Source organism: Polynucleobacter sp. AP-Reno-20A-A9 (assembly GCF_018882085.1).
GTDB lineage: Bacteria > Pseudomonadota > Gammaproteobacteria > Burkholderiales > Burkholderiaceae > Polynucleobacter.
In genome coordinates this window covers 247896-266103 of sequence record NZ_JACVPB010000002.1, presented here as the reverse complement: position 1 = coordinate 266103, position 18208 = coordinate 247896, and the positions used below count along the sequence as shown (strand labels likewise).

The window sequence follows — 18208 nt, the reverse complement described above, 5'->3', positions numbered from 1 at the left end:
CCTTAGATTGTTGTTTCGCCCTCGAAGACGGTAACGGCTGGACCAGTCATGATGACGGGCTGGACTACGCCATCAATCATTCCGCCCCAAGCAATCTGCAAATCTCCACCGCGGGTGTGCACTTTAACTGGCGAATCTAGTAGACCCCTGCGAATGCCTGAAACCACGGCAGCACAAGCGCCAGTACCACAGGCCAAGGTTTCGCCGGCACCTCGTTCGAAGACGCGTAATTTGATTTCATTGCGATTGATCGCCTGTAGGTAACCCACGTTTACTTTTTTAGGAAACGCCGCAAACTTTTCAATTTCTGGACCTTCTTCTAATACCGGCGCACTATCAACATCGCCAACTACTTGCACGGCATGTGGATTGCCCATCGAGAGAACGCCGACCAAGCTGTCATGTGTCGCAGGATGATTTAAGGGGAGCGCGTACAGCGTTTCTTGAAATTCTTGAACGCTCGCCAAACCAGTCGCATTAAATGGAATATGACTATGGTCGAAAATAGGCGCGCCCATATCCACTTCTACCTGACCATCGGCATGAGACTTAAGAGTGAGAACGGTGTGAGCCACCTCTACTCGTAAAGGATTTTTATTGGATAGACCTTGATCCAATACAAAGCGCACAAAGCAGCGTGAGCCATTACCGCATTGCTCAACTTCCCCTCCATCCGAATTAAAAATCCGATAGCGAAAATCAGCATCTGGGCGCGTGGCTTTTTCAACCAGGAGAATTTGATCTGCACCAATACCAAATTGACGATGGGCTAAGGTTTGCCATTGAGCCTTGGTAATGCCACTCAAGTCTTGATCGATGCCGTTGAGCACAATGAAATCATTGCCAGCACCATGCATTTTGGTGAAGCGTAGCTTGCGTACTGGATTGTTGGTGTTGATACTCAAAATGTTTCCGTTTAATCGTAAAGGCTGGGTTCGCCTTCGGGCCTGTGTTTAAAACGCTTATGAACCCAATAGTACTCTGCTGGTCTTTCTCGAACAAGTTCCTCGATATATTGATTTAAGCGAGCGGTATCTTTTTCGACATCATTGCTGGGAAAGCTCGGTAATGGCTCGCTGATATGGCAGGTATAGCCTTTACGGTCTTTGTTCAAGGTGGTCGTCATCAAACATACTTCAGCCCCGCTGAGTTTGGCCAGGCGAGAGACAGAGGTAATGGTGTTGGTCTGTATGCCAAAGAAGGGCACAAAGACGGAGTCGCGTGGGCCCAAGTCAATATCGGGGGCAATAAAAATAAAGTTGCCTGTTTGAATTTCTCTTATGAGATCACGCAGTCGGCTTTGTCTTTCGATGGACTTACCGCCAAAGCGATTCCTCCACTCAATCATTTTTTGATTGAAGAAAGGATTCTTCATATTTTGATAAAGCCCTGCGCCACGTGGCCAGTCATGTTGATTGGCCAGCACTGACAGCGCCATAAAGCCGCCCTCAAGCCCAACAAAGTGTGGATTAATCAGTAGGCGTGGCTTGCGATCTCCTAAGGTGATCGCTGATTCGATGGTGACGATGTCAGTAATTTGTTTGCCGCTACCAAGCCAGATGCGACTTCTCTCCAATACGCTGCGCCCAAATAATTTCCAGTGCTCAATCGCCAGATCATCAAGTTCTTTTTCACTGAGATTGGGAAAACACAAACGTAAATTGGTCTTCACTACATTGGTGCGACCGTTTGGAATATGGGCAGCAAGCCAACCTAGGCCATAGCCCGCATGGACTGTAATCGTATAAGGCAGAAAAGCAAAGAGGCGCAATAGACTGAGCGCCAAGAAATTGAAAAGGTTTTGTAACCAGGCCATTTCAAAAATGATAACGAATTTATTTAATTGCTTGGTGGCAATTCTGCACCGGCGGGATGCTTATAGCGGTTGTATGACCAAATAAATTGCTCTGGCGCAACCAGAACTGCATTTTCAATGGCAACATTGAGTTCTACGGCGGCAACATTAGCATCTGCAGATAAAGGCGCAAGACGAGTCGCTTGCATGAGCCATCCTTGGCCGATGCCTTTGCGCTTGGCAGTAAACATGACTACCGGCGTGTTATTGCGATTAGCAAGACGCGCCGGCAATGGTGTTGTGTATGCAGGGCGCCCAAAGAATGGGACCCAAACGCCTTCGCCACCACTGGGCACTTGATCTGGAAGAATGCCAATCGCTTCGCCGCGGGTGAGGGCTCTAGTCATTTGGCGTACACCATTAAGGTTAGTCGGCACGAAATGCATATTTGGATAGGCGCGACCCTCTTCTACTACTTCATTGAGCCATTCTTGGCGCGAAGGTCGGTAAAGAATCGTTGCTGGAAAGTGCTGTGCGAGTACGCGTGGAATAATCTCAAAACCACCGATGTGAGGGGTCAACATCACTAAGCCGTGCCCTTCGCCGATTGCCGCATCAACTACATCCCAGTTTTGTACTTCAACTAACTTCAGTGCTTTTGCAGGGTTACGCCAAATCCACAGGCTGTCTGAAAACAGCATTCCAGAGGCTCTTACAGCGCTCCAAAGTCTGAAAGAGAGCTCCCGTGCATTAACGACAGCTTCGTATTGGGGTCTGAAGAGCGCACGATATTGTTTGGACCCAACATAAGCCAGCATACCTAAACAAGCCCCAATTACTTGCACTAGGGCAAGGGGAAGTACGGCAATTGTATTAAGGCAGAGCTTGAGAAGGAGTTTTCGCACCCCCTAATGATATTCAATGCCGCTCTACGTGTGTGGATTTCAGGATGTCTTGCTGAATTAGGCGTTTTTCGGATAGAATCCCTTCATCGCTGAGTTAAGGCAACTTGCAGGGCGATTCATAAATTCTGCTAAAGCGTCGCCGTTGTATTTCCTGGCACGTCGAGTTGTCCCAATGATCGTGTTAATTATTAAAGGAATATGCAATGGCAAACGATTACTTCTTTACCTCAGAATCCGTTTCTGAAGGTCACCCCGATAAAGTAGCAGACCAAATCTCTGATTCGATTCTCGATGCCATCTTGGCTCAAGATCCAACAGCACGCGTTGCTGCAGAAACTTTGTGTAACACCGGTTTAGTAGTTTTGGCTGGTGAAATTACTACTAACGCTAACGTTGACTACATCCAAGTTGCACGCAATACCTTGCGTGAAATTGGTTACGACAACACTGATTACGGTATCGATTACAAAGGTTGTGCGGTATTGGTTGCTTATGACAAGCAAAGTCCCGATATCGCTCAAGGCGTTGATAAGGCTCATGATGATGGCTTAGATCAAGGCGCTGGCGACCAAGGCCTCATGTTTGGTTACGCTTGTGATGAAACTGCAGAGCTCATGCCTTTGCCAATTCACTTGTCGCACCGCTTGGTTGAGCGTCAATCACAATTACGTCGCGATGGTCGTTTGAACTGGTTGCGTCCTGATGCGAAGTCACAAGTGACCTTGCGTTATGTCGATGGCAAGCCTGATTCTATTGATACTGTTGTGTTGTCTACTCAACATGATGAAGAAATTTCTCTCGAAAAATTGCGTGAAGCAGTGATCGAAGAAATCATCAAACCAGTATTGCCTAAGCATTTGATCAAGGGCGCCATTAATTTCTTGGTAAACCCAACAGGTCGCTTCGTAATTGGCGGTCCTCAGGGTGATTGCGGTTTAACTGGTCGAAAAATTATTGTGGATACCTACGGTGGTGCAGCCCCTCACGGCGGTGGCGCGTTCTCTGGTAAAGATCCATCTAAGGTTGACCGCTCTGCTGCATACGCTGGCCGATATGTTGCGAAGAACGTGGTTGCTGCTGGCTTGGCAAGCAAGTGCCTGATTCAGATCTCTTACGCGATTGGTGTTGCGAAGCCAACTTCAGTGATGGTGAGCACTTTCGGTACTGGCAAGATTTCGGATGAGAAGATTGCTCAATTGGTTTCTGAGCATTTTGACTTGCGTCCAAAAGGGATTGTGAAGATGTTGAACCTCTTGCGCCCAATTTATCGTAAGACTGCTGCATATGGCCACTTTGGTCGTGAAGAGCCAGAATTTACTTGGGAGCAAACAGACAAAGCGGCTGCATTGCGTGCGGCAGCGGGCCTGTAAGTAGGAAATACGCAGTTTGTAGATGTATTGAGGCGAAATATGCCGTAATTGTTTACAATTACGGCATACCTTCAAGGAGCGTTGCAAGGAATGCTGAGACCCAGCACTTCCCCAGGCTTGAAGGGAGTGGACTCCTAAACGGAGTTTGCTAATTGCAACCGCGCTCGCTAACCCATGATTCAATGGCTAGCGAGTTTCTACTCCAGCATTGGATCGTATTTAGCTGGAGCATTAATGAATACCGTTTCTGATTTAAATAACTTTGTAGCAACTCGTTGCGCAATTGCTGACATCTCTTTGGCTGACTTTGGTCGTAAAGAAATCGCTATTGCTGAAACTGAAATGCCTGGCTTGATCGCCATTCGTGATGAATTTGCTGCACAACAGCCATTGCGTGGCGCACGCATTACTGGCTCATTGCACATGACTATTCAAACAGCAGTATTGATTGAGACCCTTGAGGCGCTTGGTGCTGAAGTGCAATGGGCTTCTTGCAATATTTTCTCCACACAAGACCACGCTGCTGCAGCGATTGCTGCTAACGGCACACCAGTGTTTGCGATTAAAGGCGAAACGCTTGAGCAGTATTGGGACTTTACCCACCGCATTTTTGAGTGGGCTGATGGCGGCTATACCAATATGATTTTGGATGACGGTGGCGACGCAACACTGTTGTTGCACCTCGGTGCACGTGCTGAAAAAGATCAAGCTTGCTTGAATCACCCAACTAGCGAAGAAGAAACTATTTTGTTTGCTGCCATTAAGAAAAAATTGGCGCAAGATCCAACTTGGTATTCAACACGCTTAGAAAAAGTTAAGGGGGTTACAGAAGAAACGACTACTGGCGTACATCGCCTGTATCAAATGTTTGCTAAGGGCGACTTGAAGTTTCCTGCAATCAACGTAAACGACTCTGTTACTAAGAGCAAGTTCGATAACCTCTATGGTTGCCGCGAGTCCTTGGTTGATGCAATTAAGCGTGCTACTGACGTGATGGTGGCCGGTAAGGTTGCAGTAGTTTGTGGTTATGGCGATGTGGGTAAGGGGTCAGCTCAAGCATTGCGTGCCTTATCAGCTCAGGTTTGGGTGACTGAGGTAGATCCAATCTGTGCATTGCAAGCTGCAATGGAAGGCTACCGTGTTGTAACGATGGATTACGCTGCTGATAAAGCAGATATCTTTGTTTCTGCAACAGGAAACTACCATGTGATTACTCATGACCACATGGCTAAGATGAAGAATCAAGCCATCGTTTGTAACATCGGCCACTTTGATAATGAGATTGATGTTGCTGGCATTGAGAAATACAAGTGGGAAGAAATTAAGCCACAAGTTGACCATGTGATTTTCCCGGCCGCCAATGGTAAGCCTGAAAAGCGCATCATCATTTTGGCTAAAGGCCGCTTGGTGAATCTCGGTTGCGGTACAGGACATCCTTCATACGTCATGAGCTCTTCATTTGCAAACCAAGTGATTGCCCAGATTGAATTATGGAATGCAGTAGGTACAGATAAATACCCAGTCGGCGTTTACACCTTGCCTAAGCATTTGGATGAGAAGGTTGCACGTTTACAGCTCAAGACTCTGAATGCAGAGTTAACTGTGTTGTCAGATCAGCAAGCTTCTTACATTGGCGTAACGAAGGAAGGCCCATACAAGGCTGACCACTATCGTTATTAATCCAATCACTGTTCAATAGATATCTAGGCCCAAAATCATGGAATTAAGCGTCGAATTCTTTCCTCCAAAAACACCTGAAGGTGAGAGTAAGTTGCATCTGGTGCGCGAGCGTTTTTCTGAAACGCTCAAGCCCGCTTTTTATTCCGTGACCTTTGGTGCCGGTGGCTCTACTCAGTCTGGCACATTAAAAGTGGTGAGCGATATTCATGCTGCTGGTGCAGCAGTTGCTCCCCACTTATCTTGTGTTGGTAGCTCACGTGAAAGCGTGCTCGAGATGCTCAAGCAATATCAAGCTTTAGGTGTGAAGCGCATTGTGGCTTTGCGCGGTGACTTGCCCTCTGGCATGGGCCAGTATGGCGAGTTTCATCATGCTAATGAATTGGTGGAATTTATTCGTGCAGAAACAGGCGATTGGTTTCATATCGATGTAGCTGCTTATCCAGAAACGCATCCACAGGCAAAATCACCTGCTAGTGATATCGATTTCTTTGTGCAAAAAATGAAGGCGGGCGCAAACTCTGCCGTCACTCAGTATTTTTACAACAGCGATGCTTACTTCCGCTTCGTAGACGAGGCTTATGAATTAGGTGTTACACAGCCGATCATTGCCGGCATTATGCCGATTACCAATAGCAGCCAATTGCTCCGCTTCTCTGATGCCTGTGGTGCCGAGATACCGCGTTGGATTCGTTTACGTCTTCAATCCTACGGTGATGACATCGCGTCTATTCGTGCATTTGGTGAAGAAGTAGTGACCGACTTGTGTGATCAATTGTTAACTGCTGGCGCACCTGGAATCCATTTCTATTCGCTGAACCAAGCTGATGCGGTTTTGGCTATTGCAGACAACTTAGACTTAACGAAGTAAGCCTGACTCGGTTAACAGCATATCCAAGGGCTCGTCATGTGTTTGAGCGGCCCATTGAGAATCATCTAATTTTTGCCAATCAAATCCAATCCCCATACAAATGAGGGTTGGATTGTCTTTTCGCAGCTGCGCTAGAGTTCGGTCAAAATACCCGCCGCCGTAACCAAGTCGCCAGTAGTGTGCTTTACCACTCACAACAGAGCTAGACCAGCCTACACAGGGAATGAGGATGCAATCAGGAGTGAGTTGAGGTCTAGTAGCGTTTTCTGGATTGGGCTCAGGAACACCATGCGCGCTCGGAATTAATGCATCCCCTGCTTGCCACTCGAAAAAATCAAGGTGCTTATCGAGCCGAGCATAGGGCAGCGATAAGCGACGATGAGCGTCATCCTCCGCCCAGCTTAATAAAGTTGGGCGTAAATCAATCTCATCCTGAATGGGCCAATAAAGGGCAATTGAGCGAATGGTTTGGCCTTCATTAGCCAAAAAATGATTGAGACCTCCAATCAAACTGGTTTTTGTAGATGCATAGCCATTCCCAGAAGCAAATTCTTTGCGTTGTTTTAATAAATCTTGGCGAAGAGTTTTTGGTGAATTACCGTGCATATCGACCATTATCAGGCGAAAATTAAAGGATATAGTAATCAAGTACTGCAAGGCCTCTGGCCTTGCAAATAGAGATAGGGTTGGATCGTAAGAATGAAGTTTGTCACATTTAACAGCAGATTCCCCCAATGGGCCAAAATCCTGGTTTTGGGCCTAGTGCTAGGTGTGTCTAATTCCTATGCCGAAAAGCTGAAGAAGCCAAGTCTACCCAAGTCTTATGAAAGCAAGGCAGCCCCTGCGGAAATTACGGATACCGATCGGATGTTCATTGATTTGCGCGAAGCTGCAAAAAAGAATGATGTATTTCGTACTCAGCAACTTTCATCTAATTTAGTCAATTACCCATTTGATGACTATGTAACCTACTTTCGCATTAAGCCGCAATTATTTGATGGTGCTGGTGGGGCGCGCAATGACTATGGTGCAGATGCCCAAGTAGTTGCATTCTTAAATCAATATCAAGGCACAGCATTGGCTGACCGTATGCGTAATGATTGGTTATTGGTATTGGGTAAGCGTAAGGACTGGGCGCGTTTTGATTTGGAGTACGCTAAGTTTGTATTGGATGACGATACACAAGTGAAGTGCTATTCCTTATTGTCTAAATTATCTCAAGGCGAGAACCCAACTAAATTAGCGATTGATTCTCGAGCAGTGTTGCTTGATCCAAGTTATTTTGGACAAGCATGCCAAGAATTAGTTCCGTCTTTAGTTGCCGCAGGTGGTATGTCTCCAAGTGAGGCCAAAGCTATTGGGCGTGCGGCGAGCGAGAGAGGCTTCGACACCATGGCACGACGTCTTGGTGGTGAAGACCCAATTGCGGATATTGTTAAAGCTGTAAAGGCTGACCCAGCAAAGGCCTACCGTGACTTTTCTCAAAATGCTTCACGCTATAGCAAAGAAAACCAAGCCGTTGCTTGGGGTGTGATCGGACAATTTTTAGCCAAGAAATTAGACTCCAATGCAGATGATGCCTACCGCTTGCAACAAGAGCTAGGCTATAACGAACTTCTTTCAGTCGAATCACAAGAATGGAAAGTGCGCGCAGGCTTGCGCGCTAAAGATTGGATCTTAGTTAAAAATGCGATTGATGGCATGAACCCGGCGGTGCGCGCTAAAGATCCTGCGTGGACTTATTGGTATGGTCGTGCGCTCAAGGCTGAAGGTCAAGATTTAAAAGCTAAAGACAGTTTTGAAATGATTGCTGATCAATATAACTTTTATGGCCAGCTTGCGCGCGAAGAATTAGGTAAATCAAATAATGCGCCTTCTAAAACGAAAGTGACCGAGCAGGAGATTGATGCGATGGCTAGCCGCAAGGGCTTTATTCGTGGCGAACGCTTATATGCCATGAATCTTCGCTTTGAAGGTAATCGTGAGTGGAATTGGGAATTACGCAATATGACTGACAAGCAATTGTTGGCGGCTGCGGAGTATGCAAAGCGAATCAATTTATACGACCGCGTCGTCAACACTGCCGATCGTACAAAGCAGGAACACGACTTTAGCTTGCGTTACCCAACTCCATATAAAGAAGAGCTATCTCCAATTGCGCGTCAAATAGATCTCAATCTTGCTTGGGCTTACGGCTTAATTCGTCAAGAGTCACGCTTCATTATGAACGCAGCCTCTTCTGTGGGGGCTTCTGGATTAATGCAGGTGATGCCGAATACTGCAAAGTACGTTGCAAAAAAGATCGGAATGGCGAATTACACCAATGACAAATTGAGTGATACGAATACCAATTTAACTTTAGGCAGTAATTATCTAAATATGGTTTTGATCGATCTAGATGGATCATGGGTTTTGGCTTCTGCAGCCTATAACGCAGGCCCTTCACGCTCAAAGGCTTGGCGGGAAAAATTATCTGGCCCAACAGAGGGCGCTATTTTTGCTGAAACTATTCCGTTTACAGAGACGCGTGTTTATGTGAAGAATGTGCTTTCCAATGCGAATTACTATTCGTCGGTGATAAATGGTCAGCCACAATCTTTAAAACAACGCTTAGGTGTAATTACACCTAAGGCTGCAACTCAATCTGAGCTTCCTTAAATGATTCATTCCTTGGTAAAGAAAGCTTCTTATGAAATATGACATCCTTCTAATCGGGGGCAATGGATTTGTGGGCCGAGTGATTGCTGCGCAACTTCAGTTAGCGGGTTACTCCGTATTGGTCCCAACTGGCCATTTGGGTGCTGCACGCGAATTGCGCATGTTGCCCAAGGTACATGTCGAAGAGGCTGATGTTCATGAGTTTGATGAGCTGCAGAGCCTCTGTGGGCGCATTAAGCCGAATGGCGCTGTGATCAATTTGGTCGGCGCGCTACACGATAAGCCTGCCAAACCTTATGGAAAAGTATTTAAGGCTGCCCATGTGGAGCTTCCGAAAAACATTATTACGGCAATGCAGTTGCATGGATTAAGGCGTTATTTACATATGAGTGCATTGGGCGCTGACTCTCATGGCCCATCGATGTATCAGCGTAGCAAGGGTGATGGTGAGGCTGCAGTGAAGGCCAGCGATTTGAATTGGACCATCTTTAGGCCTTCAGTCATCTTTGGTGCCCAAGATCAGTTTATTAATTTGTTTTCGAAATTGACTAAGTTATTTCCAGCCATGCCTTTAGCGAATTCCGAGGCGCAGTTTCAGCCGGTGAGCGTAGATGATGTTGCAAGTGCATTTGTTAAATCCTTATCAATGCCTCAAACGATTCATCAGTCCTATGACTTAGTCGGTCCAGCTGTTTACACTATGAAAGAGATTGTTGAGTTTGCGGCGCGTAGGGCTAAAACCTCATGCCTCATCATTCCTGTACCAGCCTTTGTGGGCTATCTACAAGCATTGGCATTTGAATTTTTACCAGGCCCGACATTGATGTCGCGTGACAACATTGCTTCTATGCAATTGCCTAATACCTTGCTAGTAAATGGTGTTGATGCATTGACAGAGGTTTTCAAAATCAGTCGTCGCAGCCTTGAGGGCATGCAGTAATGAAAATCTACGCAGTAGGCGGAGCCATCAGGGACACCCTCATGGGTTTACCTGTGCATGATATTGATTATGTTGTGGTGGGCTCCAGCGTAGAGGAGATGATTGCCAAAGGCTTTCGTCCAGTTGGTAAAGATTTTCCGGTGTTTTTACATCCAGAGACGCAGGATGAATATGCGCTTGCGCGTACTGAGCGCAAGACCGGTAAAGGCTATAAAGGTTTTCATTTTTACGCTGATCCTTCCGTTACTCTGGAGCAAGACTTAGAGCGTCGTGATTTAACAATCAATGCGATGGCGCAAGAAGTGGATGCTAATGGAAGGCAATTTGGGCAGATTATTGATCCTTATAACGGTCAAGATGATTTAGCTGCCAAAGTATTTCGTCATGTCTCGGATGCATTTGCAGAGGATCCATTGCGTCTCTTACGTATTGCTCGCTTTGCTGCGCGTTTCCCTGAATTTAGTGTTGCCGATGAAACACTCGGCGCTTTAAGGGCAATCACTCTATCGGGTGAGCTAAATACTTTATCGGCAGAGCGTATTTGGCAGGAGTTAGCCAGGGGCTTAGTTGCTTCTAAGCCGATGCGCTTGTTTCAAGTCTTATTGGATGCTGGCGCAGCCAAAACGATATTGGCGCCTACATTGACTGCCCAGCTGTCTGAGGAGTCATTTCGTGAAGAGCTCATAGCTTACTTTTCCTTAGCTGGAAATAGTATTGAAGAGCGCTGTGCAATTACCTTGATGAATTTGCCTTCTAGTGAAATTCGTTCATGGGCCGAATGCGTACGCATGCCAATTGATGTGCGAGATTTCAGTGAGATATTCAGTGACCTGAGGATCTTGATCAAGAAATATCCCGATACCGCATATCAGGCGGTAGATGTTTTGGCTTGGTTCAACCGCGCAGATGTTTGGCGTAAGCCAGAGAGAGCGCAAGCGCTTTTAAATCTTGCGGAAAAATTGGAAATGCCCGTATTGCCATTGATTAATGCAATGCGCACCGCTCAGACTATCAATACTGCTGAAATTATTGCTGGCCTTGCTGCAGAAGATCGATCCAATGGTGAGCGCATTGGCAGTGCATTTGAGTCTGCCCGGTTGTCTACAATTACTACTGCTCTAGTGGCTTAAAAAACTTCTATAGTCTATTTCTGCCGCGCAGACCTGGCAGATCCTCAAGTACATATCCCGGTAGTAGGCTTTCTAATTTCTTAGAGAATGCAAAGGCCTTAAAGAGTTCACCCATCTCCGCTTCAGACAATAACTTTTGTAAAGAGTTGGATATCGGTAGAAATGTTTCTGGATTACTTGGGTCGCCAATTTCTAAAGCAATGTCACCAATGCCAGCATCAAGCAGATAAGCGGCCTGGTTCGTAAGATATACATCGTCTACATTTTCAGCTAATGCACTGCGAGCAATTTGCGACCATTCAACGTGCGTTGTTAGGTCGCAAAGACCGGGCAGATGAAATGGATCTTGAATTGCATGATGGCGATGATGGGCCATGAGGGTGCCCTCAAGTCTTTGCGGGTGGTAGTACTCGCTCTCGGGAAATCCATAGTCAAAGGTAAGGAACAATCCAGTTTCCAAGTGCTTAGCAACTTGTTGCATCCAGGCATTTGCTTGCGTGTGCAGTTCAGTGACATAACCTTCTGAGAAATTACCACTGAGAAGGCTTTCGGGAAGCAATTTTTGCTCCACCGGCAAACCTGCCTTCCAAACGAGCTTGTCGCTTTCAAATACAACGCCATACCAATGCCAAAATCCATTTTGATAAATGATGGTATCGCAGGGAATGGCATCAATCACTTCATTAGCCAGAATGATGCCTTTGAAATTTTCAGGAAGCCCCGTTAACCAGTTGCATTGCGTATGGAGGCTGAGTTGCCCGACGGTATTTCCAATTCTTTCTTGTTGTCGCTGCGCTAGGTCGGGTGAAATTTCGATGATGTCATAGCGATCCAAATGAAAGTCGAGATCATTGAGGCGGCTGAGTATTGAAGTGGCGAGCTTGCCCGTCCCAGCGCCAAACTCTAAGATTTGAGTGGGAAAACCTTTTGCCTGGAGCCCCTCAAGCACTGGCAAGAGAGTAGAGCAAATGGCTGCGCCAAATAGGGGGCTTAATTCTGGGGCGGTAGTGAAGTCACCGCCAGCCCCAAGTTTGTGAGCGCCGGCGCTGTAATAGCCCATTCCGGGCTCATACAAGGCCATCTCCATATAGCGAGAGAATGGCAGCCAGCCGCCCTTTAAGGCGATTTGAGAGGCTATTTTGGCCTTTAGAAGCGCACTATGCTCCGTTTCAAGGCTGGTCAAGGTAATATCCATAGCTCGCTAGTCTAAGAGAATTTAATTGAACCCTAGTTCAACGCCCCCACCCCAGCAAGGAAAAGCAGTTTTAGTGACTGGCGCCGCAAAGCGTCTGGGTCGAGAAATTGCCTTGCAGTTTGCCCGTCAGGGCTGGGATGTTGCCGTTCATTATGGGCGATCTGAGCAGGAGGCCCAAGAAACCATCAGAGAAATCGAAATGATGGGTGTGAAAGCCCAAGCTTTCCAAGCGGACTTGGCTGATGAGGCTGCCACTAAAGATCTTTTCTTGGCTGCCAGCAATGCATTCCCTAATTTGGCCTGCTTAGTAAATAGCGCGTCTATCTTTGAATATGACCGCGCAAATTCCAGCACCCCATTAAGTGGGAAAAGTTTGCAAGACCACATGCAGATCAATTTAACTGCGCCTATTTTGTTGTCTCAACTCATGTTTGAGTTTCAAAAAAGTAAGCCAAATAAATCCGATGCGATCTCAGCGATTCCAGCAGTAATTCAATTGCTAGATCAAAAGTTAATTAATCCTAATCCAGATTATTTGTCTTACACATTATCTAAGGCGGCGTTACTTTCTTCAGTTGAATTATTGGCCATGGATTTTGCGCCGCATCTGCGAGTAGTTGGATTGGCGCCCGGGATCTCTTTGCCTTCAGGCGAGCAAACGATTGATGGCTTTTCTAAGGCGCATCAAATGACACCGCTAGGAAGATCCTCAACGCCAGCAGATATAGCAATGACAGCGGTATTTCTGGCTAACTCTAGCGCTATCACCGGAACCACTTTATATGTGGACGGTGGGCAACATTTGTTGCCATCATCACGTGATGTGATGTTCAAAACTAATTAAGTATTTTTAAAAAAGCAAATATACATGCACGCTATTCTTTCTCATCCTGCTCTTGTTGACTGTCGCCGTTTATTTCTTCGCGACTATGAGATCTATATCAATATCGGCGTTCATGACTTTGAGAAAAAAGCAGAGCAACGCGTCATCTTGAATGTGGATTTGTACATTCCCTTGGCGATGAATACGCCAAGCCAAGATCAGTTGGATGAGGTTGTTGATTATGATTTCATGCGTGAGACCATTAAGGCTAGGGCCTCTCAGGGCCATATTCACTTGCAGGAAACCTTCTGCGATGACATCGTGACTGCCATGTTGCTTCATTCAAAGGTGTTGGCTGCGCGTGTAAGTACGGCTAAGCCAGATGTCTATCCAGATTGCCACTCGGTGGGCGTTGAAGTATTTCGTATCAAGACTTCTTAAGCGGAATTTAGAAAAGAACTCTTATGGGCGATATTCGTAAAGTTGTCTTCGAAGAAAACAAGCTAGAGAAAAAACTCTGCCGCTTGGTAGGTCAGGCCATTGGTGATTTTGGCATGATTGAAGACGGCGACAAAGTGATGGTGTGTGTATCGGGCGGTAAAGATAGTTACGCCATGCTCGATATTCTGATGAAGCTGCGTGAGCGTGCGCCAATTCATTTTGAAATTATTGCTGTGAACTTGGATCAGAAACAACCTAATTTCCCTGCAGAAATACTGCCTAATTATTTGAAGGGTTTAGGTGTTCAGTATCACATCGAAGAGCAGGATACTTACAGCATTGTGAAGCGTGTGATCCCTGAGGGTAAAACGACTTGTGGGTTGTGCTCGCGCTTGCGTCGTGGAATTTTGTATCGTGTTGCAGATGAGTTGGGTGCAACGAAAATTGCTTTAGGTCATCACCGTGATGACATCCTAGAAACCTTGATGCTCAACATGTTTTATGCGGGTAAGCTTAAAGGTATGCCGCCGAAGTTGCGCTCAGATGATGGCAAACATATTGTGATTCGCCCCCTGGCTTATGTTCCCGAGAAATTGCTTGAACGTTATGCGGCAGATATGAACTTCCCGATTATTCCGTGCGATTTATGCGGAAGTCAGCCCAATTTGCAGCGTCAGGTCATGAAAGAAATGCTGCGCGATTGGGAAAAAAAGCATCCGGGCCGAGTGGAAAACTTATTCCGTTCCATGCATCACATCGTTCCATCCCATTTGATGGACGGCGAAGCCTTTGATTTCAAAAACCTGGAGATTTCCACTGAGTTAGCGGGTATTGCCGCTAGATCTTCTGGCGACAGGGCAATTGACGAGGCTGAATTGGATGAATTAGCCTGTGGAACCATGATTCAGGGGATTTATAATCCCCCTTTATGAATATCGTCATTTTGGCTGCTGGGCAAGGAAAGCGGATGAAATCCGCCCTCCCCAAGGTATTGCAAACGCTCGCAGGTAAACCCCTGCTCCAGCACGTTCTCAATACCGCGCTTTCACTACAAGACAAGAAGGCTAAATCTGGACCCGTTGTAGTGGTTGGTCATGGCGCAGCAGACGTAAAAACATTCTTAGTAGATGCTAGCAAGGAAGAACCAAGCTTTGGCAAAGTAACCACTGCACTGCAGGCCGAACAAAAAGGAACGGGTCACGCGCTATTGCAAGCCTTGCCTAAATTAGATGTTCAAGAGCAAACTTTAGTTTTATATGGCGATGTTCCGCTCACTACAAAAAAGACGCTGGCTAAATTAGCGAAGTTAGCTGATGGTGTTCGTGGTCAAGACAGTGCACTTGCGCTCCTCACGCAAAACCTTGCCAATCCAACTGGATACGGCCGGATTGTTCGTGATGCATATGGTTCTGTGAAAGAGATCGTCGAAGAGAAGGATGCGACGCCTGCACAAAAAGCAATTCAAGAAATTAATACCGGCATCATGGTATTGCCAACAAACTCGTTAAAGAAATGGCTCAAATCTTTGCGTGCCAGCAATGCACAAGGTGAGTATTACTTGACTGACGTAATTGCTATGGCTGTTAAGGATGGTGTGCCGATTCGCACAACACAAGCTGATGATGAGTTCGAGACGGTTGGTGTTAATAGTCGCGATCAACTCGCTGCATTAGAGCGTGTGCATCAACTCAATATTGCCAATCAATTAATGGATGCGGGAGTATCGCTTGCTGATCCTGCACGTATCGATGTACGCGGTACCTTAGAGTGCGGTACTGATGTATCTATTGATGTGGGTTGTGTATTCGAAGGTTGTGTCACTCTAGATGCTGGTACGAAGGTTGGGCCATATTGCGTCATTCGCAATAGCGTGATCGGTAAGGGTGTAGCTATTCATGCATATAGCCATGTGGACGGCGCAAAAGTAGGCAATCAATCATTAATTGGCCCTTATGCTCGTTTGCGTCCTGGCGCAGATTTATCAAATGATGTGCATATTGGTAATTTCGTAGAAGTGAAGAACAGCAAAATTGCCGCTAATAGCAAAGCAAATCATTTGGCTTATGTTGGCGACTCTATTGTTGGTTCACGAGTCAATATTGGTGCCGGCACCATTACTTGTAACTACGATGGTGTTAACAAACACCAGACCATTATTGAGGATGATGTCTTCATTGGCTCAGATACTCAGTTGGTTGCGCCTGTGCGTGTTGGCCGTGGCGCCACATTGGGCGCTGGTACAACCCTGACTAAAGATGCCCCTGCCAATCAACTGACTGTATCCCGAGCAAAACAAATTTCTTTGCAGTGGCAGCGTCCTGTCAAGCAAGAAAAGAAACCGGTGAAAAAAGCGGCAGTTAAAAAAGTTGCTGCCAAGAAAGTAATCCCCAAAAAAGCAGCAGCAAAGACGGCTGTGAAGAAGGCCGTCAAGAAGACGGTTAAGAAAACTGCAAAGGGTAAAAAATAATGTGCGGTATTGTTGGCGCGGCCTCCCATAAAAATATTGTTGATGTTTTAGTTGAAGGTTTACGTCGCCTAGAGTACCGTGGCTATGACTCTTGTGGCTTTGCAGTAATCAATGGTGAGGATGCTAAGCACCCCATCGAAAGAGCTCGAACTACTGCGCGTGTTTCTGAATTGGGCGAGCAAGGTAAAGATTTCTTTGGCTCCTTGGGTATTGCGCACACACGTTGGGCTACCCACGGCAAGCCAGATACCCAAAATGCACACCCACATACTTCAAACGATTTAATTGCAGTCGTACATAACGGCATTATTGAGAACTATGAAGTTCTACGCGCTGATCTAAAAGCGGCTGGATATGTATTTACCTCTGAAACAGATACTGAAGTGATCGCCCATTTAATTCACCAGCAATATGTTGCTAGTGGACAAAAAGATATTGCGGCATCAGTAAGAGCGGTGCTTCCTCAGTTACATGGTGCATACGCTATTGGTGTAATCGCACAAGATAATCCAAGCACTTTAGTAGGCGCTCGTGCTGGATCTCCTCTAGTAGTTGCTATTGGCGATCATGAGCACTTCTTGGCTTCTGATGCTTTGGCATTGGCAGGACGCGCTCATTCCATGATGTATTTGGAAGAGGGCGATGTTGCTGTTCTCAAGGCGGATGGCGTAGAGGTAATTGACCAAGCAGGCCAGCCTGCCCAAAGAGAGTTGAAGCCTATGCCTGCGCAAGCTGACTCAGTTGATCTTGGCCCTTATCAGCATTACATGCAAAAAGAAATCTTTGAGCAGCCTAGGGCAATTGGCGACACGCTTGCCAATATCACTGACTTTGGTCCTGAGCTATTTGAAGCTAAGCCAGAAGATTGGAAAGCTTTTGAGCAGATTTTGATCTTGGCTTGCGGTACCAGTTACTACTCAGCATGCGTCGCTAAATATTGGTTAGAAGATATTGCGGGCATTCCGACTCAAGTAGAGATTGCGAGTGAGTACCGCTATCGCACCACCGTACCTAATCCAAAAACACTCATTGTGGTGGTTTCACAGTCTGGTGAGACAGCAGATACCTTGGCGGCATTGCGACACGCAAAGAGCTTGGGCCATCGGTATACCTTGGCTATCTGCAATGTAGCCAGTAGCGCCATGGTTCGTGAAACTGATTGGCATTTCTTGACTAAGGCTGGCGCTGAAATTGGTGTTGCTTCAACAAAGGCATTTACTACACAGCTATTGGCGCTCTATCTCTTGGCGGTTTCGATTGCTAAGCGCGATGGCAAAATTTCTGCTGAAAAAGAAAAAGAATTGCTTCGTGACTTGCGCCACTTACCGAAAGCGCTTCATGCGGTTCTAGCCCTTGAGCCACAAATCATTGCCTGGAGCGATGCTTTTTCTAAGTGTGAAAATGCGCTATTCCTTGGCCGTGGAATGCACTACCCAATTGCACTTGAGGGCGCACTAAAGCTCAAAGAAATTTCTTATATTCATGCCGAAGCTTATCCAGCAGGCGAGTTAAAGCATGGGCCGCTTGCTTTAGTTACAGACAAGATGCCCGTGGTTACCGTTGCACCTAATGATGTCTTATTAGAAAAGCTTAAATCCAATATGCAGGAAGTCAAAGCGCGTGGTGGCAAGCTATATGTTTTTGCTGATCAAGATACTCATATCTCAAGTAGTGAAGGCATTAATGTCATAAAGCTGCCTGAGCACTACGGTAACCTCTCACCAATACTGCATGTAGTTCCCCTGCAGCTATTGGCTTATCACACAGCCTGCGCACGCGGCACTGATGTTGATAAACCCAGAAATCTAGCAAAGAGCGTTACGGTTGAATAATTTTTCGCCCGTTTGACATTCGCCTAAAGTTGTGGACAAAATTCAGTAGATAAATCAGGGCTTTACGAAGTCCTGATTGCATTTCTGTGGTCAAATAACTCTTG

16 protein-coding genes and 1 riboswitch are annotated in these 18208 nt (G+C 46.3%); of the genes, 11 read left to right on the top strand and 5 right to left on the bottom strand.

The annotated features are described in order from the left end of the window. Positions 1–2: 2 nt before the first annotated feature. The 3 genes from dapF to ICN39_RS03015 are packed head-to-tail and all read right to left on the bottom strand — an operon-like array spanning position 3 to position 2640. Positions 3–857, bottom strand: a complete 855-nt coding sequence (gene dapF, locus ICN39_RS03025; protein ID WP_216232681.1) for a diaminopimelate epimerase — start codon at positions 855–857, stop codon at positions 3–5. 59 nt (positions 858–916) lie between these two features. Beyond that, the gene (locus ICN39_RS03020) at positions 917–1816 is read right to left on the bottom strand and encodes a lipid A biosynthesis acyltransferase (RefSeq protein WP_216232623.1); all 900 of its coding nucleotides are present in this window, start codon (positions 1814–1816) and stop codon (positions 917–919) included. A gap of 23 nt (positions 1817–1839) precedes the next feature. Continuing rightward, positions 1840–2640 carry a lipid A biosynthesis acyltransferase gene (locus ICN39_RS03015; RefSeq protein ID WP_370623666.1) on the bottom strand — a complete coding sequence of 267 codons (801 nt, stop codon included), beginning with the start codon at positions 2638–2640 and terminating at the stop codon, positions 1840–1842. A 263-nt stretch (positions 2641–2903) separates the two neighbouring features. Between ICN39_RS03015 and metK the strand changes: the two genes are divergently transcribed. The 3 genes from metK to metF all read left to right on the top strand — a co-directional run bounded on the left by metK (position 2904) and on the right by metF (position 6618). Further along, the gene (gene metK, locus ICN39_RS03010; RefSeq protein WP_215362362.1) at positions 2904–4070 is read left to right on the top strand and encodes a methionine adenosyltransferase; all 1167 of its coding nucleotides are present in this window, start codon (positions 2904–2906) and stop codon (positions 4068–4070) included. 67 nt (positions 4071–4137) lie between these two features. Then, positions 4138–4243: riboswitch (S-adenosyl-L-homocysteine riboswitch) on the top strand. Between the two features lie 61 nt (positions 4244–4304). Beyond that, positions 4305–5750 carry an adenosylhomocysteinase gene (ahcY, locus tag ICN39_RS03005; protein WP_216232680.1) on the top strand — a complete coding sequence of 482 codons (1446 nt, stop codon included), beginning with the start codon at positions 4305–4307 and terminating at the stop codon, positions 5748–5750. A gap of 37 nt (positions 5751–5787) precedes the next feature. Then, a complete protein-coding gene (gene metF / locus ICN39_RS03000; protein WP_216232621.1) occupies positions 5788–6618 on the top strand; it encodes a methylenetetrahydrofolate reductase [NAD(P)H] in 831 nt (276 codons plus the stop codon). On the opposite strand, the gene ICN39_RS02995 is transcribed toward metF, so the two are convergent. After that, positions 6607–7224 (bottom strand): 5-formyltetrahydrofolate cyclo-ligase, encoded by a 618-nt coding sequence (locus ICN39_RS02995; RefSeq protein ID WP_255532264.1) that lies wholly within the window; start codon positions 7222–7224, stop codon positions 6607–6609. The two genes, metF and ICN39_RS02995, sit on opposite strands and share 12 nt — an antisense overlap. A 93-nt stretch (positions 7225–7317) precedes the next feature. Between ICN39_RS02995 and ICN39_RS02990 the strand changes: the two genes are divergently transcribed. From ICN39_RS02990 to ICN39_RS02980, 3 genes are read left to right on the top strand one after another with little or no spacing between them, the layout of a single operon-like run. After that, entirely contained in the window at positions 7318–9276 is a 1959-nt protein-coding gene (locus tag ICN39_RS02990; RefSeq protein WP_216232619.1) for a lytic transglycosylase domain-containing protein, read from the top strand. Positions 9277–9307: 31 nt separating this feature from the next. After that, positions 9308–10216, top strand: a complete 909-nt coding sequence (locus ICN39_RS02985; protein ID WP_216232618.1) for a complex I NDUFA9 subunit family protein — start codon at positions 9308–9310, stop codon at positions 10214–10216. Then, positions 10216–11346 carry a polynucleotide adenylyltransferase gene (locus ICN39_RS02980; protein WP_216232617.1) on the top strand — a complete coding sequence of 377 codons (1131 nt, stop codon included), beginning with the start codon at positions 10216–10218 and terminating at the stop codon, positions 11344–11346. Before ICN39_RS02985 ends, ICN39_RS02980 begins: the two co-directional genes overlap by 1 nt. A 7-nt stretch (positions 11347–11353) precedes the next feature. Here ICN39_RS02980 and ICN39_RS02975 read toward each other — a convergent pair whose 3' ends face one another. Further along, complete coding sequence (locus tag ICN39_RS02975; RefSeq protein ID WP_216232616.1) at positions 11354–12541, bottom strand: class I SAM-dependent methyltransferase; 1188 nt, start codon at positions 12539–12541, stop codon at positions 11354–11356. A 25-nt stretch (positions 12542–12566) separates the two neighbouring features. On the opposite strand from ICN39_RS02975, the gene ICN39_RS02970 reads away from it, so the two are divergent. Genes ICN39_RS02970 through glmS form a run of 5 tightly spaced genes read left to right on the top strand, consistent with a single transcriptional unit; the run spans position 12567 to position 18104 of the window. Continuing rightward, positions 12567–13385: an SDR family oxidoreductase gene (locus ICN39_RS02970; RefSeq protein WP_216232615.1), complete on the top strand. Its 819-nt coding sequence runs from the start codon at positions 12567–12569 to the stop codon at positions 13383–13385. Between the two features lie 24 nt (positions 13386–13409). Next, a complete protein-coding gene (locus ICN39_RS02965) occupies positions 13410–13805 on the top strand; it encodes a dihydroneopterin aldolase (protein WP_216232614.1) in 396 nt (131 codons plus the stop codon). Between the two features lie 23 nt (positions 13806–13828). Next, entirely contained in the window at positions 13829–14737 is a 909-nt protein-coding gene (ttcA, locus tag ICN39_RS02960) for a tRNA 2-thiocytidine(32) synthetase TtcA (RefSeq protein ID WP_216232613.1), read from the top strand. Continuing rightward, complete coding sequence (gene glmU, locus ICN39_RS02955) at positions 14734–16272, top strand: bifunctional UDP-N-acetylglucosamine diphosphorylase/glucosamine-1-phosphate N-acetyltransferase GlmU (RefSeq protein WP_216232612.1); 1539 nt, start codon at positions 14734–14736, stop codon at positions 16270–16272. The genes ttcA and glmU overlap by 4 nt, the downstream gene beginning before the upstream one ends. Next, positions 16272–18104 carry a glutamine--fructose-6-phosphate transaminase (isomerizing) gene (gene glmS / locus ICN39_RS02950; protein WP_216232611.1) on the top strand — a complete coding sequence of 611 codons (1833 nt, stop codon included), beginning with the start codon at positions 16272–16274 and terminating at the stop codon, positions 18102–18104. The genes glmU and glmS overlap by 1 nt, the downstream gene beginning before the upstream one ends. Positions 18105–18208: the final 104 nt, after the last annotated feature.